The 20696-nt window shown below is 64.9% G+C and carries 26 protein-coding genes; 9 read left to right on the forward strand and 17 right to left on the reverse strand.

All coding sequences use genetic code 11. The annotated features are described in order from the left end of the window. Positions 1-282 precede the first annotated feature (282 nt). Positions 283-1365, forward strand: a complete 1083-nt coding sequence (dinB, locus tag NAV27_RS07345; protein ID WP_102828800.1) for a DNA polymerase IV — start codon at positions 283-285, stop codon at positions 1363-1365. A 215-nt stretch (positions 1366-1580) separates the two neighbouring features. Here dinB and NAV27_RS07350 read toward each other — a convergent pair whose 3' ends face one another. The 12 genes from NAV27_RS07350 to NAV27_RS07405 form a co-directional block, all read right to left on the reverse strand. Continuing rightward, positions 1581-1988, reverse strand: coding sequence for an META domain-containing protein (locus tag NAV27_RS07350; RefSeq protein ID WP_008569946.1), 408 nt, complete (start codon positions 1986-1988; stop codon positions 1581-1583). Beyond that, positions 1985-2419 carry a hypothetical protein gene (locus tag NAV27_RS07355; protein ID WP_102828801.1) on the reverse strand — a complete coding sequence of 145 codons (435 nt, stop codon included), beginning with the start codon at positions 2417-2419 and terminating at the stop codon, positions 1985-1987. The genes NAV27_RS07350 and NAV27_RS07355 overlap by 4 nt, the downstream gene beginning before the upstream one ends. A gap of 77 nt (positions 2420-2496) precedes the next feature. Next, complete coding sequence (locus tag NAV27_RS07360; RefSeq protein ID WP_102828802.1) at positions 2497-3303, reverse strand: dienelactone hydrolase family protein; 807 nt, start codon at positions 3301-3303, stop codon at positions 2497-2499. A 131-nt stretch (positions 3304-3434) separates the two neighbouring features. Continuing rightward, entirely contained in the window at positions 3435-4031 is a 597-nt protein-coding gene (locus NAV27_RS07365; RefSeq protein ID WP_054095156.1) for a cytochrome c3 family protein, read from the reverse strand. Between the two features lie 10 nt (positions 4032-4041). Continuing rightward, positions 4042-4530, reverse strand: a complete 489-nt coding sequence (locus tag NAV27_RS07370) for a nitrate reductase cytochrome c-type subunit (RefSeq protein ID WP_043299184.1) — start codon at positions 4528-4530, stop codon at positions 4042-4044. Between the two features lie 11 nt (positions 4531-4541). Next, entirely contained in the window at positions 4542-7046 is a 2505-nt protein-coding gene (napA, locus tag NAV27_RS07375; protein WP_102828803.1) for a nitrate reductase catalytic subunit NapA, read from the reverse strand. Continuing rightward, positions 7047-7307, reverse strand: a complete 261-nt coding sequence (locus NAV27_RS07380) for a chaperone NapD (RefSeq protein WP_102828804.1) — start codon at positions 7305-7307, stop codon at positions 7047-7049. It lies immediately after the preceding gene. A 73-nt stretch (positions 7308-7380) separates the two neighbouring features. Next, positions 7381-7557: a periplasmic nitrate reductase, NapE protein gene (gene napE, locus NAV27_RS07385; protein WP_008569939.1), complete on the reverse strand. Its 177-nt coding sequence runs from the start codon at positions 7555-7557 to the stop codon at positions 7381-7383. Between the two features lie 274 nt (positions 7558-7831). After that, the gene (locus tag NAV27_RS07390) at positions 7832-8326 is read right to left on the reverse strand and encodes a SprT family zinc-dependent metalloprotease (protein ID WP_102828805.1); all 495 of its coding nucleotides are present in this window, start codon (positions 8324-8326) and stop codon (positions 7832-7834) included. A gap of 41 nt (positions 8327-8367) precedes the next feature. After that, entirely contained in the window at positions 8368-9039 is a 672-nt protein-coding gene (locus tag NAV27_RS07395; protein ID WP_102828806.1) for a Yip1 family protein, read from the reverse strand. Between the two features lie 149 nt (positions 9040-9188). Beyond that, positions 9189-9788, reverse strand: a complete 600-nt coding sequence (locus NAV27_RS07400; RefSeq protein ID WP_008570765.1) for a Yip1 family protein — start codon at positions 9786-9788, stop codon at positions 9189-9191. A gap of 140 nt (positions 9789-9928) precedes the next feature. After that, the gene (locus tag NAV27_RS07405) at positions 9929-10522 is read right to left on the reverse strand and encodes a DNA-J related domain-containing protein (protein WP_054095151.1); all 594 of its coding nucleotides are present in this window, start codon (positions 10520-10522) and stop codon (positions 9929-9931) included. 133 nt (positions 10523-10655) lie between these two features. Between NAV27_RS07405 and ttcA the strand changes: the two genes are divergently transcribed. Further along, complete coding sequence (gene ttcA / locus NAV27_RS07410) at positions 10656-11480, forward strand: tRNA 2-thiocytidine(32) synthetase TtcA (protein WP_008569930.1); 825 nt, start codon at positions 10656-10658, stop codon at positions 11478-11480. Between the two features lie 30 nt (positions 11481-11510). On the opposite strand, the gene NAV27_RS07415 is transcribed toward ttcA, so the two are convergent. Next, positions 11511-12203 carry an MOSC domain-containing protein gene (locus NAV27_RS07415; protein WP_054095150.1) on the reverse strand — a complete coding sequence of 231 codons (693 nt, stop codon included), beginning with the start codon at positions 12201-12203 and terminating at the stop codon, positions 11511-11513. A gap of 109 nt (positions 12204-12312) precedes the next feature. On the opposite strand from NAV27_RS07415, the gene NAV27_RS07420 reads away from it, so the two are divergent. From NAV27_RS07420 to NAV27_RS07435, 4 genes are all read left to right on the forward strand, one after another. Further along, positions 12313-12756, forward strand: a complete 444-nt coding sequence (locus NAV27_RS07420) for an HIT family protein (RefSeq protein ID WP_102828807.1) — start codon at positions 12313-12315, stop codon at positions 12754-12756. A gap of 97 nt (positions 12757-12853) precedes the next feature. Then, entirely contained in the window at positions 12854-13819 is a 966-nt protein-coding gene (locus tag NAV27_RS07425) for an ABC transporter substrate-binding protein (RefSeq protein WP_180981432.1), read from the forward strand. After that, entirely contained in the window at positions 13816-14577 is a 762-nt protein-coding gene (locus tag NAV27_RS07430; protein WP_102828809.1) for an ABC transporter permease, read from the forward strand. The genes NAV27_RS07425 and NAV27_RS07430 overlap by 4 nt, the downstream gene beginning before the upstream one ends. Further along, entirely contained in the window at positions 14570-15223 is a 654-nt protein-coding gene (locus tag NAV27_RS07435) for an ABC transporter ATP-binding protein (RefSeq protein WP_102828810.1), read from the forward strand. The genes NAV27_RS07430 and NAV27_RS07435 overlap by 8 nt, the downstream gene beginning before the upstream one ends. Positions 15224-15226: 3 nt before the next feature. On the opposite strand, the gene NAV27_RS07440 is transcribed toward NAV27_RS07435, so the two are convergent. Both NAV27_RS07440 and NAV27_RS07445 read right to left on the reverse strand, forming a co-directional pair. Then, positions 15227-16492, reverse strand: coding sequence for a DUF445 domain-containing protein (locus tag NAV27_RS07440; protein ID WP_102828811.1), 1266 nt, complete (start codon positions 16490-16492; stop codon positions 15227-15229). Positions 16493-16709: 217 nt separating this feature from the next. Further along, positions 16710-17108, reverse strand: coding sequence for a hypothetical protein (locus NAV27_RS07445; RefSeq protein ID WP_008569921.1), 399 nt, complete (start codon positions 17106-17108; stop codon positions 16710-16712). A gap of 337 nt (positions 17109-17445) precedes the next feature. Here NAV27_RS07445 and NAV27_RS07450 point away from each other — a divergent pair, with 337 nt between their 5' ends. Beyond that, positions 17446-17637, forward strand: a complete 192-nt coding sequence (locus NAV27_RS07450) for a hypothetical protein (RefSeq protein WP_102828959.1) — start codon at positions 17446-17448, stop codon at positions 17635-17637. 113 nt (positions 17638-17750) lie between these two features. Further along, on the forward strand, positions 17751-18188 hold the full coding sequence (locus NAV27_RS07455; protein ID WP_102828812.1) for a 3-isopropylmalate dehydratase: 438 nt from the start codon (positions 17751-17753) through the stop codon (positions 18186-18188). Positions 18189-18236: 48 nt separating this feature from the next. Here NAV27_RS07455 and NAV27_RS07460 read toward each other — a convergent pair whose 3' ends face one another. Continuing rightward, a complete protein-coding gene (locus tag NAV27_RS07460) occupies positions 18237-18608 on the reverse strand; it encodes a DUF6746 family protein (RefSeq protein WP_102828813.1) in 372 nt (123 codons plus the stop codon). Between the two features lie 227 nt (positions 18609-18835). Here NAV27_RS07460 and NAV27_RS07465 point away from each other — a divergent pair, with 227 nt between their 5' ends. After that, entirely contained in the window at positions 18836-19384 is a 549-nt protein-coding gene (locus tag NAV27_RS07465) for a glutathione peroxidase (protein WP_102828814.1), read from the forward strand. 37 nt (positions 19385-19421) lie between these two features. On the opposite strand, the gene NAV27_RS07470 is transcribed toward NAV27_RS07465, so the two are convergent. Continuing rightward, positions 19422-20669 (reverse strand): OmpP1/FadL family transporter, encoded by a 1248-nt coding sequence (locus NAV27_RS07470; RefSeq protein ID WP_102828815.1) that lies wholly within the window; start codon positions 20667-20669, stop codon positions 19422-19424. Positions 20670-20696: the final 27 nt, after the last annotated feature.

Consider the following 20696-nt stretch of genomic DNA (forward strand, 5'->3'; position numbering starts at 1 on the left):
TTTCGGGCTGTCTTGATTCGGTCCGTCGAGGTGCTCGCTCTGCTAGTAGCATTTTGCGCTGGAAGTACGCGACTGCTATCAGATCAGGCGCGTGTCAGCGATGGCCCACGGCGCGAAGGGTGAGCAGCAGTGCCAGCTGGAGAGGCGCTGGTCTTGAGGGTATAGTTGATGGCGCCGGAGGTAGTCGGCGCCTATGTTCTTGGGCTTGTTAGTCGGATACCTACTGTTTCGCAGTGAATAAAAAAGCGGGTATCAGAGCGGGTACTAAACCCGTAAGCCCTGATGAATCCATTGAAAAATCAACCGCTTACCCGTCAAAGAAAGATCATCCATATCGATTGCGACTGCTTCTATGCCGCGATCGAGATGCGCGACGACCCGGCGTTGGCCAATCGGCCGCTGGCGGTCGGCGGTGCCGCTGATCGGCGGGGAGTCATCGCGACCTGCAACTACGAAGCGCGCGCCTACGGTGTGCGTTCGGCGATGGCTTCGGTGCATGCGCTCAAGCTCTGTCCCGACCTGCTCATCCTGCGCCCGCGGATGGATGCCTACCGGGAAGCCTCGCGGGAAATCCATACGATCTTTCGTACCTATACCGACCTGATCGAGCCGCTGTCGCTGGACGAGGCGTATCTCGACGTATCGGCCTGCGAGCACTTTTCCGGCAGTGCCACGCGCATTGCCCAAGACATCCGCCGTCGGGTCTGGCAGCAGCTGCGGATCACCGTCTCGGCCGGTGTGGCGCCGAACAAGTTCCTCGCCAAGATCGCCAGCGAGTGGAACAAGCCCGATGGGCTGTTCGTGATCACGCCGGGCGAGGTGGAGGATTTCGTCAGGGAGCTGCCGGTCAATCGCCTGCATGGCGTCGGCCGTGTAACCGCCGAAAAGCTCGGCCGACTCGGTATCCGCAGCTGCGGCGATCTGCTTGCCTGGGACAAGCTGCAGCTGGTGCGTGAGTTCGGCGCCTTCGGTGAGCGGCTGTGGAACCTCGCTCGGGGAGTCGATGAACGCCCCGTGCAGGTGGAAAGCCGACGGCAATCGGTCAGCGTCGAGCAAACCTACGATCAGGACCTGCCGGATCTCGCCGCCTGCCGCGCGCAGCTGCCGGAACTGCTGGCGCAGCTCGAGCGGCGGATGGCGCGGCTGGACAGCGGTTACCGGCCGGGTAAACCGTTCGTCAAACTCAAGTTCCACGACTTCACCCAGACCACCCTGGAGCAGGCCGGCGCCGGCCTGGCGCTGGAGGATTACGCCGATCTGCTCGCCGGCGCATTCGCCCGCGGTGCGCGGCCGGTTCGCCTGATCGGCGTCGGGGTGCGGCTGATCGATCTGCGCGCGGGCTTCGAACAGTTGAAACTGTTCTGACCGTCATTGCGGCCGCGGCGGCGAATCAAAGGGGGGATTGCCCGGCCTGCCTGTACCGAGGTCCCCGAAACTGTCTGAGGACGTTTTTGCACAGTCTGTGCCAGCCCGTGATGAGCGGCGTGGCGCGGGCGTTCAGGGCGTGTCAGGTCGACGCGGATGCGTTCGCGCGCGAGGGTGGTGCGCAGATCGGCTGATCTGCGCGGTTTTGGCGCAACTCAGCCTTGCTCGGGCCAGAAACGTACTGCGGTGCCGTCACTGGGCCACAGGCGCAACTGGTCGATGTTGGAGACGTCCCAGCGTTCCACCCGCGAGAGGATGTCGAGGAAGTGCTGTTCCTGCTCCATGATCTCTTCGGCGCATAGCTTGCGCGTGCTACCCAGGTTGCTGAAGCGAATCTGCTGGCCGTCGAGTTCATAACTGCCGAACCAGTGGTTGCAGCCGGCATTGCCGTACGCACGACCGTCGCTGAGCGTGAGCGAGACGGGCGTACGACCGATCACCGGGTCGTCGCCGATCCATTCGGCGATGTAGGTGACGTCCTTCTGCAACTTCAAGGGCTCGACGGCGCAGCCCGCGAGACCTACGGCGAGCAGGGTAGCGGTCAGGGTGTGCGAAACGTTCATCTGGCCTCCTGGCAGTTCGGGCAGAAATGGCTGCCGTCCCGTTCGCGCCAACCGAGCTCGACGATGCGCGCCTGCGCCGCCGGTGCGCGCGCCGACTCGCCGAGCGCGGCGTCCACGGCGAATTCGAAGTCGAGGCGTTTGCCGCAGCCGTCGCAATCGACCTGCCAGTTGAGGATCGCCAGCTCGCGGAACACCGGGCCGTGGCAGACCGCTACCCATTGCCCGGGCGGGCTGATCAGGTGGCGGACCTTGTCCACGGTCAGACGTTGCGACAGATCGCGGCTGCCCTTGAGCGTGACGATCAGGACGTCGCCACTGCGGATCGAGCCGCCGTTGCCGGTGACCTGGTAGCGGCCCGGCGCCAGGGCGCGGCATTCGGTGAGGGTGTGCGCGGGATTGAGCAGGGTGTAGCGGAAGTCGTGTTCGGCCATGACTCGGGATCGGCAAGAGAATCAGGCGGCCATGCTACCACGTCGCCCCGCCGCGCCGGGCGGTGGGGCGGGCGGAGTCATTGCGCTGCGGTGGTTTGCGCGGTACCGAAGGTCTGTTCGAAGAAGCGCTGCATGTCCGCCCAGGAGCGTTCGTCCGCGGCCTTCTGGTAGGCCACGTCGAGGCCGTCCTTCTGGTGCGTGTCGGCAGCCGGGTTGCTGAAGCCGTGCTTGGCGCCGGGCAGGTTGACGAACTGGTAGTCGGCGCCGGCCTTGACCATCTCCACGTTCAGTGCGGCGATGTCATCGGTGCTGATCATGCTGTCCTCGCTGCCATGCTCGACCAGCACGCGCGCCTTGATGCTGCCCGGGACGGCGCGCGTCTGGGTGGCGAGCGCACCGTGGAAGCTGACCACGCCTTCCAGCGGTACGCCTTGGCGCGCCATGTCCAGCACCACCTTGCCGCCGAAGCAGTAGCCGATGGCGCCGAGCTTGGCGGTATCGGTCTGCGGTTGTGCCTTGAGCAGGTCGAGCCCGGCGACGAAGCGGTTCCGGGCGGCGTCGGCGTCCTTCAGTGCGGTCTGCATGAAGGCCATCGCATCCTTGGGGTGTTCGGTGTTCTTGCCCTCACCGTACATGTCGATGGCCAGGGCGCTGTAGCCGAGTTCGGCGAGATCGCGCGCGCGGCGCTTGGCGTAATCGTTGAGCCCCCACCATTCATGCACGACCACGATGCCCGGGCGCGGGCCGTCAATGGCGTCGTCATAGGCGAAGTAGCCCTTCATCTGCGTGCCGTCGGCGGCGGTGTAGGGGATTTCCTGGGTCTGGACCGCGGCGTTGGCGGTGAGGCTGGCGACCATGAGCAGGCCGAACAGGCAATGGCGCATCGGGGACTCCTTGACGGGCGAGCGGACGGGCAATGAGTGGTGTGTCACAAGAATAGCGGCTGTTGGACTGACTGCGGGCGCAACGGTTCGGCAGGCACCAGGCCGTAGCCTGGAACCTGCACGCCGTGTGCTTACCAGCCCGGTACGCCGTGCATGTCCGGCAGCTTGTGGGCGATGCCCTTGTGGCAGTCGATGCAGGTGGCCTCGCCGCTGGCCAGCGCGGTGGAGTGGAACTTGGCGGCGCGTGGGCTCTGGCGGGTGAAGTCCATGTAGTCGAAGTCGTGGCAGTTGCGGCACTCCAGCGAATCGTTGGCCTTCAGCCGCGCCCACTCGTGCTCGGCCAGCTCGCGGCGCTTGTCGAGGAACTTCTCGCGGGTGCTGATGGTGCCGAAGATCTTGCCCCAGACCTCTTTGGAAGCCTGCATTTTGCGCGCGATCTTGTCGGTCCATTCATGTGGGACGTGGCAGTCCGGACAGGTCGCGCGCACCCCGGAGCGGTTGCTGTAGTGAATGGTGTCCTTGATCTCCACGTAGACGTTGTCCTCCATCTCGTGACAGGAGATGCAGAAGGCCTCGGTGTTGGTGGCTTCCAGCGCGGTGTTGAAGCCGCCCCAGAACACGATGCCGGCGATGAACCCGCCCAGCACCAGCGCGCCCAGGCTGTAATGCACGCTCGGGCGGCGCAGGACGGTCCAGTAACGCTTGAGAAACGGCAGTATCGACTTCATCGGCGGGCCCTCACGGTGTGTTGCCGGGTTGCGAGGTTTCCCGGTACAGCAGTTCGTCGATGTTCTTGAACTCGTTCTCCACCAGCGGCTTCACGTCCTGCTGCGGTACGTGGCACTGCGTGCAGAAGTAGCGCCGGGGCGCCACGGCGGCCAGGGTCTGGGCGTCGCGGTCGGTGTAGTGGGTGATGCTGATCATCGGCGACTGGGTGCGCGCGCTGTTCTCCCGGCTGTGGCAGGACAGGCATTTGTTGGCGTTCTTGTCGACGTGATAGCCGCGGATGGTGTGCGGGATGGTCGGTGGCTGCTCCGGGTAGTTGCGCTCGCGGCGCAGGTCCTTGTTCTCCTCGTCGTGCAAGGGCGGCGGGGTGAACTCCTGAGTCAGGGTGCCGCCGGGACGACGCCCGTCCGGCGCCGGGGCGTCCAGCGGATAGTTGGTTTCGGCGGCGATGGCCAGGCCGAATACCGCGAGCAGGCTCAGCGGCAGTAGACGAAATTTCATGGCGGCTCTCCTCAGGCGATGCTGACCACTTCGATCTTGACGGCGCATTTCTTGTAATCGGTCTGCTTGGAGATCGGGTCGGTGGCGTCGAGGGTGACTTTGTTGATCAGTTTGTTGGCGTCGAAGAACGGCACGAAGATCAGCCCCTGCGGCGGTTTGTTACGTCCGCGGGTTTCCACCCGCGCCTGCATCTCGCCGCGTCGGCTGATCACTTTCACCACGCTGCCGCGCCGCGCGTTGAGCTTGCGCGCGTCCTCGGGGTGCATGTAGACGAGCGCATCGGGCACCGCACGGTGCAGTTCGTCGACCCGCTGGGTCATGCTGCCGGTGTGCCAGTGTTCCAGCACGCGGCCGGTGCTGAGCCAGAACGGATAGTCGGCGTCGGGCACCTCGGCCGGTACCTCGTAGGGCAGAGCGAAGATGATCGCCTTCTTGTCCGGGTAGCCGTAGAACTGCACGCCGCTGCCTTTCTCGACGTAGGGGTCGTGGCCTTCGCGATAGCGCCAGCGGGTTTCCTTGCCGTCGACGACCGGCCAGCGCAGGCCGCGTTCCTCGTGATAGGTGTCGAACGGCGCCAGATCATGACCGTGGCCGCGACCGAACTCGGCGTATTCCTCGAACAGGCCCTTCTGCAGGTAGAAGCCGAAGGCCTCGGCCTCGCGGTTGCGAAAGCCCGTGGCGATATCGGCGGCGGGGAAGCGGTCGACTTTGCCGTTCTTGAACAGCACGTCGAACAGCGTCTTGCCCTTGAGTTCCGGTGCCTTGGCCAGCAGTTCTGTGGGCCAGACCTCGTCGACGCTGAAGCGCTTGGAGAATTCCACCAGCTGCCAGAGGTCCGAGCGCGCCTCGCCGGGTGCATCCACCAGCTGATGCCAGAACTGCGTGCGCCGTTCGGCGTTGCCGTAGGCGCCTTCTTTTTCCACCCACATGGCACTCGGCAGGATCAGGTCGGCGGCCTGCGCCGAGACGGTCGGGTAGACGTCGGAGACGATGACGAAGGTCTCGGGATTGCGCCAGCCCGGCAGGGTTTCCTGCATCAGGTTGGGGCCGGCCTGGATGTTGTTGGTGACCTGCGTCCAGTACACCTTGAGCTTGCCGTCCTTGAGCATGCGGCTTTGCTCGACGGCGTGGAAGCCGGGCTTTTCCTGGATGGTGCCGTCGGGCAGCTTCCAGATCTTCTCGGCGGTGGCGCGGTGCTTCGGGTTGGTCACCGCCATGTCCGCCGGCAGGCGATGGGAGAAGGTGCCGACCTCGCGCGCGGTGCCGCACGCCGAAGGCTGGCCGGTGAGCGAGAAGGGGCTGTTGCCCGGCTCGCTGATTTTCCCGGTGAGCAGGTGGATGTTGTAGATCATGTTGTTCGCCCAGACACCGCGGGTGTGCTGGTTGAAGCCCATCGTCCAGAACGACATGACCTTGGTCTTCGGGTCGGCGTACAGCTCGGCCAGCGCGCGCAGGCGCTCGGCCGGAACGCCGGACTCCTGAGCCGCGTGTTCCAGGGTGTAGGGTTTGAGGAACTCGGCGTAGTCCTCGAAGCTGATGTCGCTCCAGGTGTTGGCGACCTTGGCGTTCTCCGCCTTCAGTTCGCGCGGGTCGGTGGGGCGCAGGCCGTAGCCGATGTTCTGTGCGCCTTTGGCGAAGCGGGTGTGCTTGTCGATGAAGTCCTTGTTCACCGCGCCGCTCTGGATGATGTGGTTGGCGATGTAGTTGAGGATCACCAGATCCGTCTGCGGGTTGAACACCATCGGAATGTCGGCCAGCTCGAAGCTGCGATGCTCGAAGGTCGACATCACCGCGACCTTCACATGCGGCGCGCTCAGGCGCCGATCGGTGACGCGCGTCCACAGCACCGGGTGCATCTCGGCCATGTTCGAGCCCCAGAGCACGAAGGCGTCGGCCACTTCGATGTCGTCGTAGCAGCCCATCGGTTCGTCCATGCCGAAGGTGCGCATGAAGCCGAACGCCGCCGAAGCCATGCAGTGCCGCGCGTTGGGGTCGATGTTGTTGGAACGGAAGCCTGCCTTCATTAGCTTGTTGGCGGCGTAGCCTTCCCAGATCGTCCACTGGCCGGAGCCAAACATGCCGATGGCTTCAGGGCCGCCGGCCTTGAGCGCGGCCTTGTACTTCTCCTCCATGATGTCGAACGCCTGCTCCCAGCTGATCGGCTGGAACTCGCCCTGCTTGTCGAACTTGCCGTCCTTCATGCGCAGCAGGGGCTGGGTCAGGCGGTCGCTGCCGTACATGATCTTCGACAGGAAGTAGCCCTTGACGCAGTTGATGCCGCGGTTGACCTCGGCCTTGACGTCGCCGTGGGTGGCCACCACGCGGTTCTCGCGGGTGGCCACCATCACGCTGCAGCCGGTGCCGCAGAAGCGGCAGGGCGCCTTGTTCCAGTTCAGGTTGGTGGCGTCCGCCTCGGTGATGAGGTTGGCCGCGCTGGTGGCGATCGGCATGCCGGCGACGGTGGCGGCGATGGCTGCCGCGTTGGCCTTGGCGAATTGACGACGGGTCATGCTCATTCAGGCTTCTCCTTCGAGGCCGAGAAGTTCTTCGTGGTAGATCAGCGCGGCGTTGAGCACGCCCGGCAGCTGCTGGATCTGGTCGATGGCGTTCAGGATGTGGCGTTCATGCTCGGATTCGAGCACCACCACCAGCTTTCCGGCGGTGCTTTCCTGATGCAGTTCGAGGTTCGGCAGACGGCGCAGGTTGGCCTTCACCGCCGGCAGCAATTCGGGGCGGCAATGCACCAGCAGGCTGGCGATATGCAGGGTGTGATCCATCGGTAATGTTCCGGCTGATCGAGGGCTACAGGACGCGGGGCCCCGGTGAAAAACAAGGCTAGCGCGGCGGCTGTCAGGCCGGTCCCGGCGGACCGAAGAACATCTGCGAAATCCAGACGATGAAGCCGTACCCGCTGACCAGCGCGATGCTCAGCAGGGGAAACAGGAAGACGATGAGGAAGATGAACAGGCGGGTTTCATCGCGCTTCTGCGAGGGCGACGAGTCAGGCGTATCGGGTGTTGTTGTCATTTTCGTACTCCGAACCGACGTGCAGGGCAGTCTAGTCAGTGACCTCCGGATGGCAATCGGCGTTCATCCGATTAGCGTGCGACGCACGCTCCGCCGCATGAACGGCGGCGGGCGCGCAGATTAATTCTGACAGCGCAATGTTGCGACTTTTCGACGCAGGGGCGATGGGTTTTCACGGATTCGCGTGCCGCGGTGCGCGCGGCCACGGTTACATTCGGTAATGCATTTTCGGACGGGACGCGCAGGGGACGGTCGCCCGAGCGGCGCTGCGCCGTTACTCGACGCGTTGTTGGCCGGTGAAGACCAGCGTCGTCCGGCAACTGCGGCAGAGGTAGCGACGGCCCTTGCGCACCAGCGCATGACGTCGCGCGGTGAAGGGGAAATCGCGCTCCGTGCAGGCGCAGCGATACAGGTACAGGGTGCGCTGGCGTCGGGTGATCGCGTAGCTGTGGCAGCGCTCCGGCGGCAGTTCGTAGACGCCCTGCATGATCAGCCGCCATTCCGCGCCATGTGGCTGGATGTGCGGGCCGAAGACGCGGTGGGCGATCAGGTGGGCGACTTCGTGGGCAACGGTCTGCCTGAGAAAGTGCTCGCTGTTCTCCCGGTACAGCTGCGGATTGAAGCGCAGCAGGTTTTCCTGCAGGTGCGCCACGCCGGCCTTCTGCCCGCGCAGGCGGAAGCTCACCTGCGGGCGTTCGAAGCGTTGCTTGAAGAAGGCCTCGGACTGCTGGTAGCAGGCTTCGACACGGGCATTGAGTCGTTCGGGCATGGGGGCTCCACCGCGGGTGGCGCATTATGCCAAAGCCGGCTTCAGCGCTGCAGGCCCGGCGGCTCCTGGCGCGGACGTTCCTCCTGCGTGCCGTAGCTCTGGTCCTGTACCAGATTGCGCTCGTAGTTCGGGTCGAGTACCAGCATCCAGAACAGGATCATCGGAATCTTGATGTTGACCAGCACCAGCAGGCCGACACCCCAGGCGCTGGCGGCATAGAGAAAGCTGTTGCGGCTGTCGAGGCGCATGAACGTCGGCAGCCCGACCAGCAGCAGATAGGTCGAATAGAGCCCCGCAGCAATCAGCACGACCAGCGCGAGCCAGCGCGTCGGATACAGCGCGCCGAGGCCGGCGAGGAAGAACGGCGTGATGACGTAGGCGGTGAAGCCGACACACTGATTGAATGTCGGTCGTGCCTCGAACGAGCGCGACATCCAGCGCAGAAACCAGCCCATGACAAAGGTGCCGAGGATGATGCTGAGGTAGATCACCACGCTCAGTTGCAGCGCGCTGCGCGTATCCAGGCGGATGCGCTCGTCCTCGACCAGGCTCCAGCCGACGAAGCGCGTGCCGATGAACATGCAGACCGCCGGCAGCAGGGCGAACAGCAGCAGGTGCAGCAGGTAGTGGGAACTGTTACTGGCTTCGTCGCGCCGGATGTCGGTCCACGCCTTGTCGGGGCGGGTCAGCAAGGTGAACAGGTGCGGGGTCATACCGAGTCTCCATCTGCGGGCGGGAGAGGCCGGCCGTCGTAGCGGGCGCGGTCGCGTTACAGATGTAGAGCGGCGGATGCGGCAAGGGTTTCGCCACCAGACATGCAAGGGCCGCCCAACGGCGGCCCCTGTCGGATGCTGCTGAAGACTCAGCGCACGTAGACCGGCCCGAAGCCCATGCCCCAGGTGATCACCGAGATCGCGATGATCGCCACCAGCACCACCAGCCCGACGGCCAGCACCGAGCTGGAGAACATGAAGCCCTCGTCCTCCGGGATGTTCATGAACTTCGGCAAGCCGACGTATAGCAGGTAGGCGGTGTAGCAGATCGCCGCGGTGCCCACCAGCATGAACAGCCAGACATGCGGGTACAGCCCCGCCAGACCGCCGATGAACAGCGGCGTTGCGGTGTAGGCGGCGAAGGCGATGCATTGGCTGAGCGTCGGACTGGCATCGTAGGTGCGCGCCATCCAGTGGATGAAGCCGCCCATGACCGCGACGCCCGCGAGCATGGCGAGGTAGGAGAGGATCGCCAGCTGCAGACAGCTCGCTTCGGTCAGCTTGACCGGCTCGCCGCCGCCGATGCTCCAGCCGACCTGAGTGGCGCCGATGAAGGCGGATATCGCTGGAATGGCTGCCAACAGCAGCACATGCCCCAGGTACATGCGGCCGATGGATTCATTCTCGCCGCGGATCTCACGCCATTCCTGGCCGGGATGGGTGAACAGGCCCCACACGTGATTGATCATGCCAGCGTCTCCTCTGCTATGGGTCGGCCGCGGCGCCTGGCAATTCGTCCGAGCGACGGCAGCGTGCGACCTTATGCCGCAGTATAGGGAGGCGTGCCGCGGATGCAGGCGCTTGGTTAGAGCGAATCGAAGCTAGGTGGTCAGCGGTAATAGCGCTGCAGAATTTCCAGCGCCAGGTTGATCGATTGCAAACGCTGCGTGCTACCGCCGCGGTCGGGGTGATGTTGGCTCACCAGCTGGCGATAGCGCTGCTTGATGATGTGCATGTCCAGCGGCTGGGCGAGACGATCCAGCTCGAACAGCTCCAGCGCCGCGCGCTTGTCCTCGCCGCCCTGCATGCGCGTCCAGAAGCTGGCCAGCAGACGCTCGACGGCGGGCTCGTCGGTGTCGCGCAGGTTGCTCAGGTCCAGGTAGTAGGCGCGCAGCGGGTCTTCTTCGACCAGCGCGCAGGTGCCGGCGTCGTAGGGATGCAGTTGGATGCATAGCGCCGTGATGTGCAGATGCCCGCCGGCGTCCTGCCAGAGCTGGTCGCGCAATTGATAGAGCGCGTTGAACAGCAGGAAGTGGGTGCGGAACAGCACCAGCTTGTCGGTCAGCGGCAGGTTGGGAATGTGCGTGCAATGGCGCCGCTTGAGCTGCTGGATCAGCTCGAATTCGCTGAAGCCTTGCGGTTGCTCGCGCAGCAGGATGAGCAGTTGTGCCGGCAGGTCCATCGCGGGGGAGAGGTCGTCCATGCGCGCAGCCTAGCACAGCGCATCACCGGCCAAGGCTGCGGCGCTTCACAGCGTCGCGCCTGCCGGATGGGCTGGGGCCGCACGCGCTTTGCGCGTAAAATGCGCGGCTTTCGCATTCCTCCGGATTTCCAGCATGGGCACCCTTTCGGTCAACCAGAACAAACTGCAGAAGCGCCTGCGCCGCCTGGCCGGCGAGGCCGTCACCGACTTCAACATGATCGAGGACGGCGACAAGGTCATGGTCTGCCTGTCCGGCGGCAAGGACAGTTACACCATGCTCGACGTGCTGCTGTATCTGCAGAAGGTCGCGCCGATCAAGTTCGAGGTCGTCGCGGTGAACATGGATCAGAAGCAGCCGGGCTTCCCCGAACACGTCTTGCCCGAATACCTGAAGGGCCTCGGCATCGAGTACCACATCATCGAGAAAGACACCTACTCGGTGGTCAAGGAGAAGATCCCGGAGGGCAAGACCACCTGTTCGCTGTGCTCGCGCCTGCGTCGCGGCACGCTGTACACCTTCGCCGACGAGATCGGGGCGACCAAGATGGCGCTCGGGCATCATCGCGACGACATCCTGGAAACCTTCTTCCTCAACATGTTCTACGGCGGCACGCTCAAGGCCATGCCGCCCAAGCTGCTCTCCGATGATGGCCGCAACGTGGTGATCCGTCCGCTGGCCTACTGCAACGAGGCGGATATCGAGGCCTACTCGAAGATGAAGGAGTTCCCGATCATCCCCTGCAACCTCTGCGGCTCGCAGGAAAACCTGCAGCGCCAGGTGGTCAAGGAGATGCTGCAGGAGTGGGAGCGCAAGTCGCCGGGGCGCACCGAGATCATGTTCCGCGCGCTGCAGAACGTGGTGCCCTCGCAGCTAGCCGACCGCAACCTGTTCGACTTCAAGAGCCTGCGCATCGACGACAGCGCCACACCGCGCTTCGTCGACGTGATGAGCCTGTAACCAGCGCCGTGCCAGCTCGCGCCGGGCCGCTCAGGCGTCTGGCGCGCCGTACAGGCGCTTGCTCCAGTCTTCCACCGCGTTGACCTCCAGCCTCCGCTCCACCAGCTTGCGCCAGTTCGGCACCAGCGGCAGCTCGGCCAGCTCCTGCAGGGCGGTGTGGTCGAGGGTGTGGCGGTAGAGCACGTCCATCACCCTGGTCAGCGACCAGCGCGGGTAGGGGCGCTGCTCCAGCATCAGGCTCTGTCCGGCCTGCAGCTCGCCGGGCTCCAGCACTTGGTAATACCAGCCGGTCATGCCGCTCTGCTGCACGCGTAGCGCCATGTCGGTGACGCCGAAACGATCGTTGAGCTTCCAGCATGGCTGGCGCGACTGCGCCACCTGCAGCAACACGTCGCCGCAGCGCAGCACGTCGCCCAGGCATAGATCGGCCTCGCTGAGCCCGCGGGTGCTGATGTTCTCGCCGAACGCACCGGGCTGATCGAGCACCGGCAGCCGGCCGAGCTGCTCGATCCAGCGTTGGTAGTGCTCGTAAGGATAGTGATGCACGGCCTTGTGGATGCCGCCATGCACGCGGCGATCACCCTGTTCGTCGCCGGCCAGCCCCTCGACACCGACCGCCAGCGGCCCGGCCACCGGCTGCTTGGCGATGGCGCTGTGGCTGCCCGGGCGGGTATAGGGGACGGCCTTGCCGACGAGCAGGTGTTCGATTCTGGCCAGTTGCATGCGCGGCTCCTTGGCTGAGTGGAAGATCGGGCCGACGGCCGCGGCGACGCTTGGCCTGGCCGCGGGCTCCGGCTATGGTCTGCGTTCGTCCTCAGCCTGGAGAAGTCCGGTGTCCCTGACCGCCAGTTACGACCCGCAGAACATTTTCGCCCAGATCATCCGCGGCGACGCGCCCTGCTACAAGCTCTACGAGGATGACGAAGTGCTCGCCTTCCTCGATCTGTTCCCACAATCCTTCGGCCACACGCTGGTGATCCCCAAGCGCTCGGCGGCGTGCAACATCCTCGACGTTGACAGCGATGCGCTGGCTGCGGTGATGCGCGCGGTGCAGAAGCTGACCCGCGCGATCGTCGCCGAGCTGCAGCCGGACGGCGTGCAGGTCGCGCAGTTCAACGGCGCACCGGCCGGGCAGACGGTGTTCCACATCCACATGCACATCGTCCCGCGTTACGCCGGCGAGGGGCTGGGCATCCACGCCGCGGGCAAAGCCGATCCGGCCGAGCTGGAAAAACTGCAGGCGCGTCTGCAGCAACGCATCGCCGCGCTGGCCTGAGTCATGCGGCGAGTCGTGGCGCGCCGCGACCATCGCAGCAGGCAACAGGCACCAAAGTACAATTCGTGCGCCACAGGTGGCTTCGTAACCTGCGGGCATGATGCCTTCATTGCCCGTCCTCATCCGTTCCCTGTTGCGCCTGATGCTGGTGCTGCTGCCATTGTGCGCGCAGGCGCAGGAACTGCCCGTGCTGACCCTCAGCGTGCTGCAGTTCGGCACACCGCACTGGGAGCTGGAGCACCTCAAGCGCCAGCAACTGGACCGCGCCAATGGCTTCGAGCTGCGGGTGCGGCTGGTGGCTGATGTGCCCGCCTCGCGGCTGGCGCTGTCCAGTGGCAGTGCCGACGGTGCGGTAAGCGACCTGCTCTGGGCGCAGGCGCGCTACCAAGCCGGCGCGGCCTACCGCTACCTGCCGTTTTCCGCGCAGATCGGCGAAGTGCTGGTGCCCACCGGCAGTGCCATTCGCCAGCTGGCGGACCTGCGCGGCAAGCGCCTCGGCGTTGCCGGCGGCCCCGATGGGCTCGGCTGGCGGTTGTTGCAGCAGGCGGCCGCAAGGCAGGGTATCGACCTGGCGCGGGAGGCGCAGGTGCAGTACGCCGCGCCACCGCTGCTCGGCCAGGCACTGCGCCGCGGTCAGCTGGACGCGCTGCTGACCTTCTGGCATTTCTCCGCGCGCATGCGCGGCGAGGGCGGGGTGCAGCGCGCATTCGGCCTGGCCGATCTGTTGAAGGCGCTTGAACTCGATGCGCACTTGCCGGTACTCGGCTATCTGTTCCCCGAGCCCTGGGCGCAGAGCAACGAAGACCTGCTGCAGCGCTTCGCCCGCGCCCTGCGCCAGACCAAGGACGAACTGGCCCGCGAGCCGCAACACTGGCAGGCGCTGCGTCCGCTGATGCGCGCCGAGAACGACTCGGTGTTCGCCGCCTTGCGTGACAGCTTCGTCGAAGGCATTCCACAGCCATTGGATGCGGCGCGTCTCGCCGACCTGCAGCGACTGCTGGTGCTGACCGGTGCCGATCCGGCGAGACTGATGCCTGCTGCGGCGTTCCAGAGCGCCCCATGAACGGCTCGCGCTGGGCGTGCTGGATCGCCCTGCCGGTGCTGCTGGCGCTTTGGGCGGTGGTGGCGCTGGTGGTGCAGACGCCCTTGCTGCCGAGTCCGGCGGCGGTGCTCGAAACGTTCTGGCAGGCCGTGCAGAGCGGCGAGCTGCCCGAACACCTGCTGGTGACCCTGCGCCGTGTGCTGTTCAGCTTCGCCCTGGCGATGACGCTGGGCACGCTGCTCGGCGTGTGGATGGGCCGTTCGCGGCTGGCCAATGCGTTGCTCAATCCGGTGCTGGTGCTGTTTCTCAACCTGCCGGCGCTGGTCACCATCATCCTGCTGTATGTCTGGTTCGGCCTGGAGGAGGCGGCGGCGGTGCTGGCGGTGGTGGTCAATAAGGTGCCGAACGTGGCGGTGACGGTGCGCGAAGGCGCGCGCAGCCTCGATCCCAAGCTTGAACAGATGGCGCGGGTCTATGGCTTCAGCCGCTGGCAGCGGGTCGTCGATGTCTGGCTGCCGCAGCTGTTTCCCTACCTGATGGCGGCGACGCGCGGCGGGCTGGCGCTGATCTGGAAGATTGTGCTGGTGGTGGAGCTGCTTGGGCGTTCGGATGGTATCGGCTTTCAGCTGCACATGGCCTTCCAGGTATTCGACGTGGCCAGCATCCTCGCCTACAGCCTGGCCTTCATCGCCGTGGTGCAGCTGATCGAGCTGGCGCTGCTGCAACCGTTGGACCGGCGCGCCTCGGCCTGGCGCGAAGCGGGCGTGCGTCATGCTTGATCTACGCTTGGACGGCCCCGGCGTTGGCCATCCGGTACTCGGCGTGATCGAGGCCGAGGTGCGCGCCGGCGACCGCATCTGTCTGCTCGGCCCATCCGGTGTCGGCAAGACCACGCTGCTCAACGCCATTGCCGGTCTCGATCCGCAGCTCAGCTCGCAGATCCAGCGCCGGGCGGGGCTGCGCGTCGGCTATCTGTTCCAGGAACATCGCCTGCTGCCCTGGCGCACGGTGCGGCAGAACCTTGCAATGGTCAGCGCGAGTGCGGCGGACAGCGAGCGGCTGCTGGCCGAGGTGGGGCTTGCCAGCGCTGGCGATTGCCTGCCGGAGCAGCTGTCGCTGGGCATGGCGCGCCGCGCGGCGCTGGCGCGCAGCCTGGCGATCAAACCCGACCTGCTACTGCTCGACGAACCCTTCGCCTCGCTGGACGCTGAGCGCGCCGGCGAGCTGCGCCAGCTGATCACCCGTCTGCTGGATCAGCATCCCGACACGGCGATGATCTGCGTGACCCACGATCCGCGCGATGCGGACGAGCTGGCCAACCGCCTGTGGTACCTGAGCGGTACGCCGGCGACGCTGCGCTGCGACGAGCGCCTCGCCGGTGCAACCAGCGCCAGCCAGATCAGCGCGCGGCTGCGCAGCGCCTGAGCATCAACCGGCGACGAGCTGCGTCAGCGCATGTAGCAGCAGTCCGACCAGCCCGCCGACCAGCGTGCCGTTGATGCGGATGTACTGCAGGTCCTTGCCGACGCTCTGCTCCAGCTGCTCGACCAGTTCGCGGCTTTCCCAATTCTCCACGCGCTCGGCGATGTAGGCGCCGATCTGCCCGCGATAGCGTTCCAGCAGGCCGGGTGCGGCGGCCAGCAGTTGTTCGTTGATCCAGTTGCGCATGGCCTGGTCGGCCGCCAAACCGTCGCCCAGGCCGCGGCACAGCGCGACGATGCGCCGGCCGATGCGCGAGTCGGTGCTGGCCAGGTCGCTTTCCAGCCATTGCGTCAGCTCTGTCCAGAGGTCGCGGAAATAGGCGCTGGTGGCCGGGTGGTCCAGCAGCTGCGCGAGGATGCGTTCGACTTCCAGCGCGTAATCCGGATCCTGTTCGAGGCGCTCGATGTATTCGCCGACGTGCTCGTCGAAGCGTTGGCGGATCAGATGTTCCGGGTCGACGGCGATCTCGGCGATCAGCGCGGACAGGCCGTCGACGAACTTGTTGGCTGACCAACCGCTGACCGGCCGGCTCAGGCCCAGATAGCGCAGCGTGCGGATCTCCCGGCTGATGGCGTCGGCCACCAGCGTGCGGGTGTCCTCGTCCTGCATGATCGAATCCAGACGCAGCAGCAGCTCGTCGAGCATCGCCTGATGCCGGCCCTGGCCGGTCAGCACGCGCAGCGCCTGGGCCAGCGGCGGGGCGAGGTCGAACTTGCGAACGCGGCCGATGACCTTGGCCTCGACGAAGGTGCGCACGCGCTCGTCATGCAGCGCGGCGAGACCGAAATGCGCGATGCCGGTGAGCTGGCGACCGACCGCTTCGGCATTCGCCGGGTGGCGCAGCCAACCCGCCAGGCGCGCGGCGAGGTCCAGTTCCTGCAGCTTGGCCAGCACCAGCGGCGTGGCGAGGAAATGCGTGGTAATGAAGCCCGACAGGCTCTGCCCGATGCGCGTCTTGCTGCGCGGAATGATCGCCGTGTGCGGGATCGGTAGGCCGAGCGGGCGGCGAAACAGCGCAGTGACGGCGAACCAGTCGGCGATTGCGCCGACCATTGCTGCCTCGGCGAACGAGGCGAGGTAGCCCCAGGCGGGGTGCGCGGCCTCGAAGCGGGTCGCGATGACGTAGAGCAGGGCGGCCAACAGCAGCAGCAGGCCGGCGACCAGCTTCATGCGCGAAACCGGCGATTGCCAGGCGCTGATCAACAAACGCATGGGATTCCTCGTCGTTGATGGTGGGCAGGTGTGCAATGGACAGTGAAGCAGGGATGCGCGGTCGGTATCGATAGCAGATGGGTGTGCCGGCTTTAGAACGGCTTCGGTCCGCCGGCTGCGTTGCGATGCATGAGTGGGCTGAAGCCCACCCTACGGTCCGTTGTGAAACCGTAGGGTGGATGTCGCTATGAACAGCCACCGAAATGACGCGGTGCGATCAGAGCTGTTCTTCTTCCTCGCGGATCAGAACGTACTGGCCTTCGGCGTCGCTCAGGCAGTCCCAGACATAGAACATCGAGACTTTGCCCGGCTGCTCGATGACGGCCGCATAGTCGCCGGGCACAACGGTGAAGTAGGCGCCGGAGTCGGGTGCGGCTTCGCAGGCGATGCGCGCGACGACAAAGGCTTCTGGCGCGGTGCCGTCGAAGTAGTCGTCACGGTCCTTGGCGTCCCATTCGGCGGGTGCTTCGAAGGGGCCGCTGATGATGATGCGCGCGTCGCCGAGGTCCTGTTCTTCCGCTTCCTCGTCGTATTCGTCGGGGCGGTACAGGGTGCATTCCAGGGCGTCCGGGTTTTCGAGAATGGCCGCGCGGGATTGGGGGGTGAGTGTCTGCATGGAATCTCCGACTGCGGTTGGGTGTGAGCGGCCAGTGTGGTGGAGCCGCCAGGGCAGTGCAATCGGAAGCGTGGTCGCACGTTTCGGTGAAGCCCCGCGGCGCCGGTGCAGCCCGGCGTCACGGGTGGGTTGCCTGGTCAGCCCTCAGGCGCGGAAACGATCGACCTGGGTGCGCAATTCGGCGGCCAGCAGACTGCCGCCTGCAGAGCTTTAGTCCTGGTCGGCGAGACGTCGCAAGCGGCAGCCTTCTGACCGCCGGCAGGAGGCATGTCGAACGTCGCGCGGTTTGCCGTCTCCAATGGCTATCGACAGCCAAACCCGCAGACCCGAGGACGCCATGAATCCCAACGACGATCAGCCGAACGAAGAGCCCGACGTGACGATGACGAACGCTGGCGAGAAAAACCCCAGCGAGGATCCGGATTTCGACGACAAGCCGTCTCCTCGGGACAAGGATGATAGGGAGCCCGAAGTGCTGCCGGATGATCCCGATATCCTCGGCAACGATGGTTCCAGCGGCCCCGGCTGATGTTGCGTGCCCGACTTCAGGTGATAACGCGCAGAGCGGCCGCGCTTTTTGCGTGCTGGCGATGAATGCTTGGCCTAGGCTTGTCGCTTCGCTGTGTCGCCGAGGAATCGCCCATGCGCCTGCCGTCTACCGTCTCTTGCCTGCTGATTCTGGCGGGCTGCTCGTCGTGGCAACCGCAACCGGAAGAGATCAAGCCGGTGCCCGCAGAGCGTGTCCTGGCCTTCCAGCAACCATTGGAAAATGCCGGCGAGATAGTGGTCACACGCGATTTCGGCTGGCGCGGTGGCGGTTGTTACATCGCGCTGCTGATCGACCGAGAGCTGGCGGCGCGCATCCATGTCGGTGAACGGGCACGTTTCCAGGTTCCGGCAGGCGCCCGTATCGTCGGTATCGGCACCGACCCGCTGGATGACAGCCTGTGCGGCAAGCTGAGTCTGCGTCGCGAGAAGCTGGCGAGGGTCGTGGCAGGGCAAACGCTGGAGTTTCGCGTTATCAGCGGCAACGATGTCGGCTTCGACATCCTGCCCGTCGCCCCTGACGCCGAACGCTGAGCCTGAGAAAAGTCCGTTAGATCGACGGGCTTTTTTCATGCTGCCTGCTTACTTGATGACGGTGCGCGCGGTCTTCAGGTATTCGGTCGCGTGCTCCCGTACCTCGTCGGCCTGGCGGGCCTCCGAGCTGATGTGAATCTCCTCGAGGGTGTCAGTCAGGCCGTCCATATCCTCGTTGATCTTTTCCAGTGCGTTTTGCAGCGTGTAGGTCAGCTCGTGAATTTCCTGCAGGCGTTCCGGTGTCGGTTCCTGTGCCAGCGCTTTTTCGAGTCGCTGGTTGTATTCGGAGAAATTGGCGACGGCCTCGGTCAGCGTGCGAGATGGAACGCCGTGAACCGGTGCGGCGCCGTCGTTGGCGAAGGTGCTGGAGGCGATGGTCGCGGCGAGTGCCAGGGCGGCAGTCTGGATGAGCGTTTTCACGGCAGGTCCCTCTGGTAATAAGGCGCGCGAAAGTACCATCTGCCAATTCTGTCGCTGTGCAGTAGTGCACAGTTTTGCGCAGGCGAGCGCCCCTGCGATGTTTAGCTGCTGCTCGAGCGGTTTGGTCGCACAAGGGGCACGGCTGCTGTTGGCCTCGGGCGCGCAGAGCGATTGCCCGGCGATTTGCCGCGGAGTAGCGTGGTCATCCAACCTTGCGGAGATCAGTCATGAAGGCCCTGACCCTCATCGCCTTGCTTGCATTGGCATCACCGATTGTTCCGGCGTTGGCCAGTGAATGCCCGGCATTGCTGCAGCATGAACTGCCCAAGCTGCGCTCGAAGGAAACCATCGATCTATGCCAGCAGTTCCAGGGAAAGGCGCTGGTCGTCGTCAACACAGCCAGTCACTGCGGTTTCACGCCTCAGTTCAAGGGGCTCGAGGCGCTCTATCAGCGCTACAAAGGCCAGGGGCTGGAAGTACTGGGCGTGCCGTCGGACGATTTCTTTCAGGAGTCCGATGACGAGGCCGAGACGGCCGAGGTGTGCTACGTGAACTACGGCGTGACCTTCGCCATGACGCAGACGCAGCCGGTACGCGGCAGCGATGCCACACCGCTGTTTCGCCAACTGGCCGAGCAGGCCGGCGTGGCGCCGCGCTGGAATTTCTACAAGTACGTCGTAGACCGCCACGGCCAGGTGGTGGCGTACTTTCCCAGCAAAGTGAAGCCGGACGATCCGCGTTTGCTGGCAGCGGTGGAGCAGGCGCTGCAGCGCTGAAATCGAAAAGCCCCGGCAGGACCGGGGCTTTTTTGCATCAGAAGCGGTAGCTCAACGACGCACCAAAACCGTGGGCGCTGTTTTCGTAGGTGGCGTTGTAGACGCCACGGGTGGGGCTGCTACGGCGAATCTTGGTGTCCTCTTCCCACAGGTAGGAGTACGCCAGATCGACGGTAACGTCGGCGGTCGGATTCCATGCCACACCGAAGCTCACCGCCGTACGGTCGCCGGATGGGATGCGTGGCGAGCGGTGGGTGTTGTTGGTCGGGCTCTGATCGAAGGCCAGGCCGCTGCGCAGGGTCCATTGCTGGTTCAGCTTGAAGGCTGCACCCAGCGCATAGGACCAGGTGTCGTGCCAGTCCTGCTCTTCGATGATCGGGTCCAGACTGCCGCCTTGCAGCGGGCCCGGAAGCGACTCGTTCTCGATGATGATCGCCTCGAAACGGCTCCAGCGCGTCCACATGGCGCCTGCGTACAGGGTCCAACGATCATTCAGCTCGTGAGTCAGGGAGACGTCGACCGATTCCGGGGTGGTCAGATCCAGGGACGCGTCGTATTTGCCGGCGAACGGACCGAAGCCTGCTCCGCTGAGCTTGGTGTCGCCTTCAAGGGTGTATTCGACCTTCGAGTGGTAGGTCACGCCCATACGCGTGTGCGGCGTGAACTCATACAGCACGCCTGCATTGAAACCGACGGCGGTGTCATCGCCTTTGACCTTGACCCGGCCGCCGTTGAGTGTGGCGCTCTGCAGCTCACCATCGATGCGGTTAAGGGTCGGGCCGATGCCGAACGACAGCTTTTCGTTGAAACGGTAGCTGATGGTCGGCTGCACGGTGATTACGCGAACCTCACTGTAGTCACCGAAAAAACGCCCCTGGAAGCCGCTTTCATAATCGGTTGCCAGGCCGAACGGCACATAGACGCCGACGCCCAGCGCCCATTTGTCGTCGATCGGATTGACGTAGTAACCCATCGGCACAGCGGTCGCGGGCACCATATCGCCGTCATTGGAACCGGTGGCCGGGAAGCTGCTGGTGTCGTCGATATCTGTGTTCGCTTTGATCGCCGCTGCGCCGAAGCTGACTTCTTCGCGGGTCAGGCGGGACATGCCGGCCGGGTTGCCGAACAGGGTGGTGGCGTCGTCGGCCGAAGATGATCGGCCGGCGTAGGAGGTGCCCATGCCACTGATGCTCTGTTCGTTCAGGGCAAAACCAGCGGCCATGGTCTGGCTGGACATTGCGCCCACGGCCAGGGCTAGAGCGGTCTTCAACCATGTTGTTTTCATTGTTGTACTCCTTAGAAAAAACGCGCC

It is taken from the genome of Stutzerimonas degradans (genome assembly GCF_024448505.1).
Classification (GTDB): domain Bacteria; phylum Pseudomonadota; class Gammaproteobacteria; order Pseudomonadales; family Pseudomonadaceae; genus Stutzerimonas; species Stutzerimonas degradans.

Bases quoted from the DNA above. Each gene is read 5' to 3' on its own strand.
- dinB (WP_102828800.1), top strand. From the start codon at position 283: ATGAATCCATTGAAAAATCAACCGCTTACCCGTCAAAGAAAGATCATC.
- NAV27_RS07350 (WP_008569946.1), bottom strand. From the start codon at position 1,988: ATGAACGTTTCGCACACCCTGACCGCTACCCTGCTCGCCGTAGGTCTC.
- NAV27_RS07355 (WP_102828801.1), bottom strand. From the start codon at position 2,419: ATGGCCGAACACGACTTCCGCTACACCCTGCTCAATCCCGCGCACACC.
- NAV27_RS07360 (WP_102828802.1), bottom strand. From the start codon at position 3,303: ATGCGCCATTGCCTGTTCGGCCTGCTCATGGTCGCCAGCCTCACCGCC.
- NAV27_RS07365 (WP_054095156.1), bottom strand. From the start codon at position 4,031: ATGAAGTCGATACTGCCGTTTCTCAAGCGTTACTGGACCGTCCTGCGC.
- NAV27_RS07370 (WP_043299184.1), bottom strand. From the start codon at position 4,530: ATGAAATTTCGTCTACTGCCGCTGAGCCTGCTCGCGGTATTCGGCCTG.
- napA (WP_102828803.1), bottom strand. From the start codon at position 7,046: ATGAGCATGACCCGTCGTCAATTCGCCAAGGCCAACGCGGCAGCCATC.
- NAV27_RS07380 (WP_102828804.1), bottom strand. From the start codon at position 7,307: ATGGATCACACCCTGCATATCGCCAGCCTGCTGGTGCATTGCCGCCCC.
- napE (WP_008569939.1), bottom strand. From the start codon at position 7,557: ATGACAACAACACCCGATACGCCTGACTCGTCGCCCTCGCAGAAGCGC.
- NAV27_RS07390 (WP_102828805.1), bottom strand. From the start codon at position 8,326: ATGCCCGAACGACTCAATGCCCGTGTCGAAGCCTGCTACCAGCAGTCC.
- NAV27_RS07395 (WP_102828806.1), bottom strand. From the start codon at position 9,039: ATGACCCCGCACCTGTTCACCTTGCTGACCCGCCCCGACAAGGCGTGG.
- NAV27_RS07400 (WP_008570765.1), bottom strand. From the start codon at position 9,788: ATGATCAATCACGTGTGGGGCCTGTTCACCCATCCCGGCCAGGAATGG.
- NAV27_RS07405 (WP_054095151.1), bottom strand. From the start codon at position 10,522: ATGGACGACCTCTCCCCCGCGATGGACCTGCCGGCACAACTGCTCATC.
- ttcA (WP_008569930.1), top strand. From the start codon at position 10,656: ATGGGCACCCTTTCGGTCAACCAGAACAAACTGCAGAAGCGCCTGCGC.
- NAV27_RS07415 (WP_054095150.1), bottom strand. From the start codon at position 12,203: ATGCAACTGGCCAGAATCGAACACCTGCTCGTCGGCAAGGCCGTCCCC.
- NAV27_RS07425 (WP_180981432.1), top strand. From the start codon at position 12,854: ATGATGCCTTCATTGCCCGTCCTCATCCGTTCCCTGTTGCGCCTGATG.
- NAV27_RS07430 (WP_102828809.1), top strand. From the start codon at position 13,816: ATGAACGGCTCGCGCTGGGCGTGCTGGATCGCCCTGCCGGTGCTGCTG.
- NAV27_RS07435 (WP_102828810.1), top strand. From the start codon at position 14,570: ATGCTTGATCTACGCTTGGACGGCCCCGGCGTTGGCCATCCGGTACTC.
- NAV27_RS07440 (WP_102828811.1), bottom strand. From the start codon at position 16,492: ATGCGTTTGTTGATCAGCGCCTGGCAATCGCCGGTTTCGCGCATGAAG.
- NAV27_RS07445 (WP_008569921.1), bottom strand. From the start codon at position 17,108: ATGCAGACACTCACCCCCCAATCCCGCGCGGCCATTCTCGAAAACCCG.
- NAV27_RS07450 (WP_102828959.1), top strand. From the start codon at position 17,446: ATGAATCCCAACGACGATCAGCCGAACGAAGAGCCCGACGTGACGATG.
- NAV27_RS07455 (WP_102828812.1), top strand. From the start codon at position 17,751: ATGCGCCTGCCGTCTACCGTCTCTTGCCTGCTGATTCTGGCGGGCTGC.
- NAV27_RS07465 (WP_102828814.1), top strand. From the start codon at position 18,836: ATGAAGGCCCTGACCCTCATCGCCTTGCTTGCATTGGCATCACCGATT.
- NAV27_RS07470 (WP_102828815.1), bottom strand. From the start codon at position 20,669: ATGAAAACAACATGGTTGAAGACCGCTCTAGCCCTGGCCGTGGGCGCA.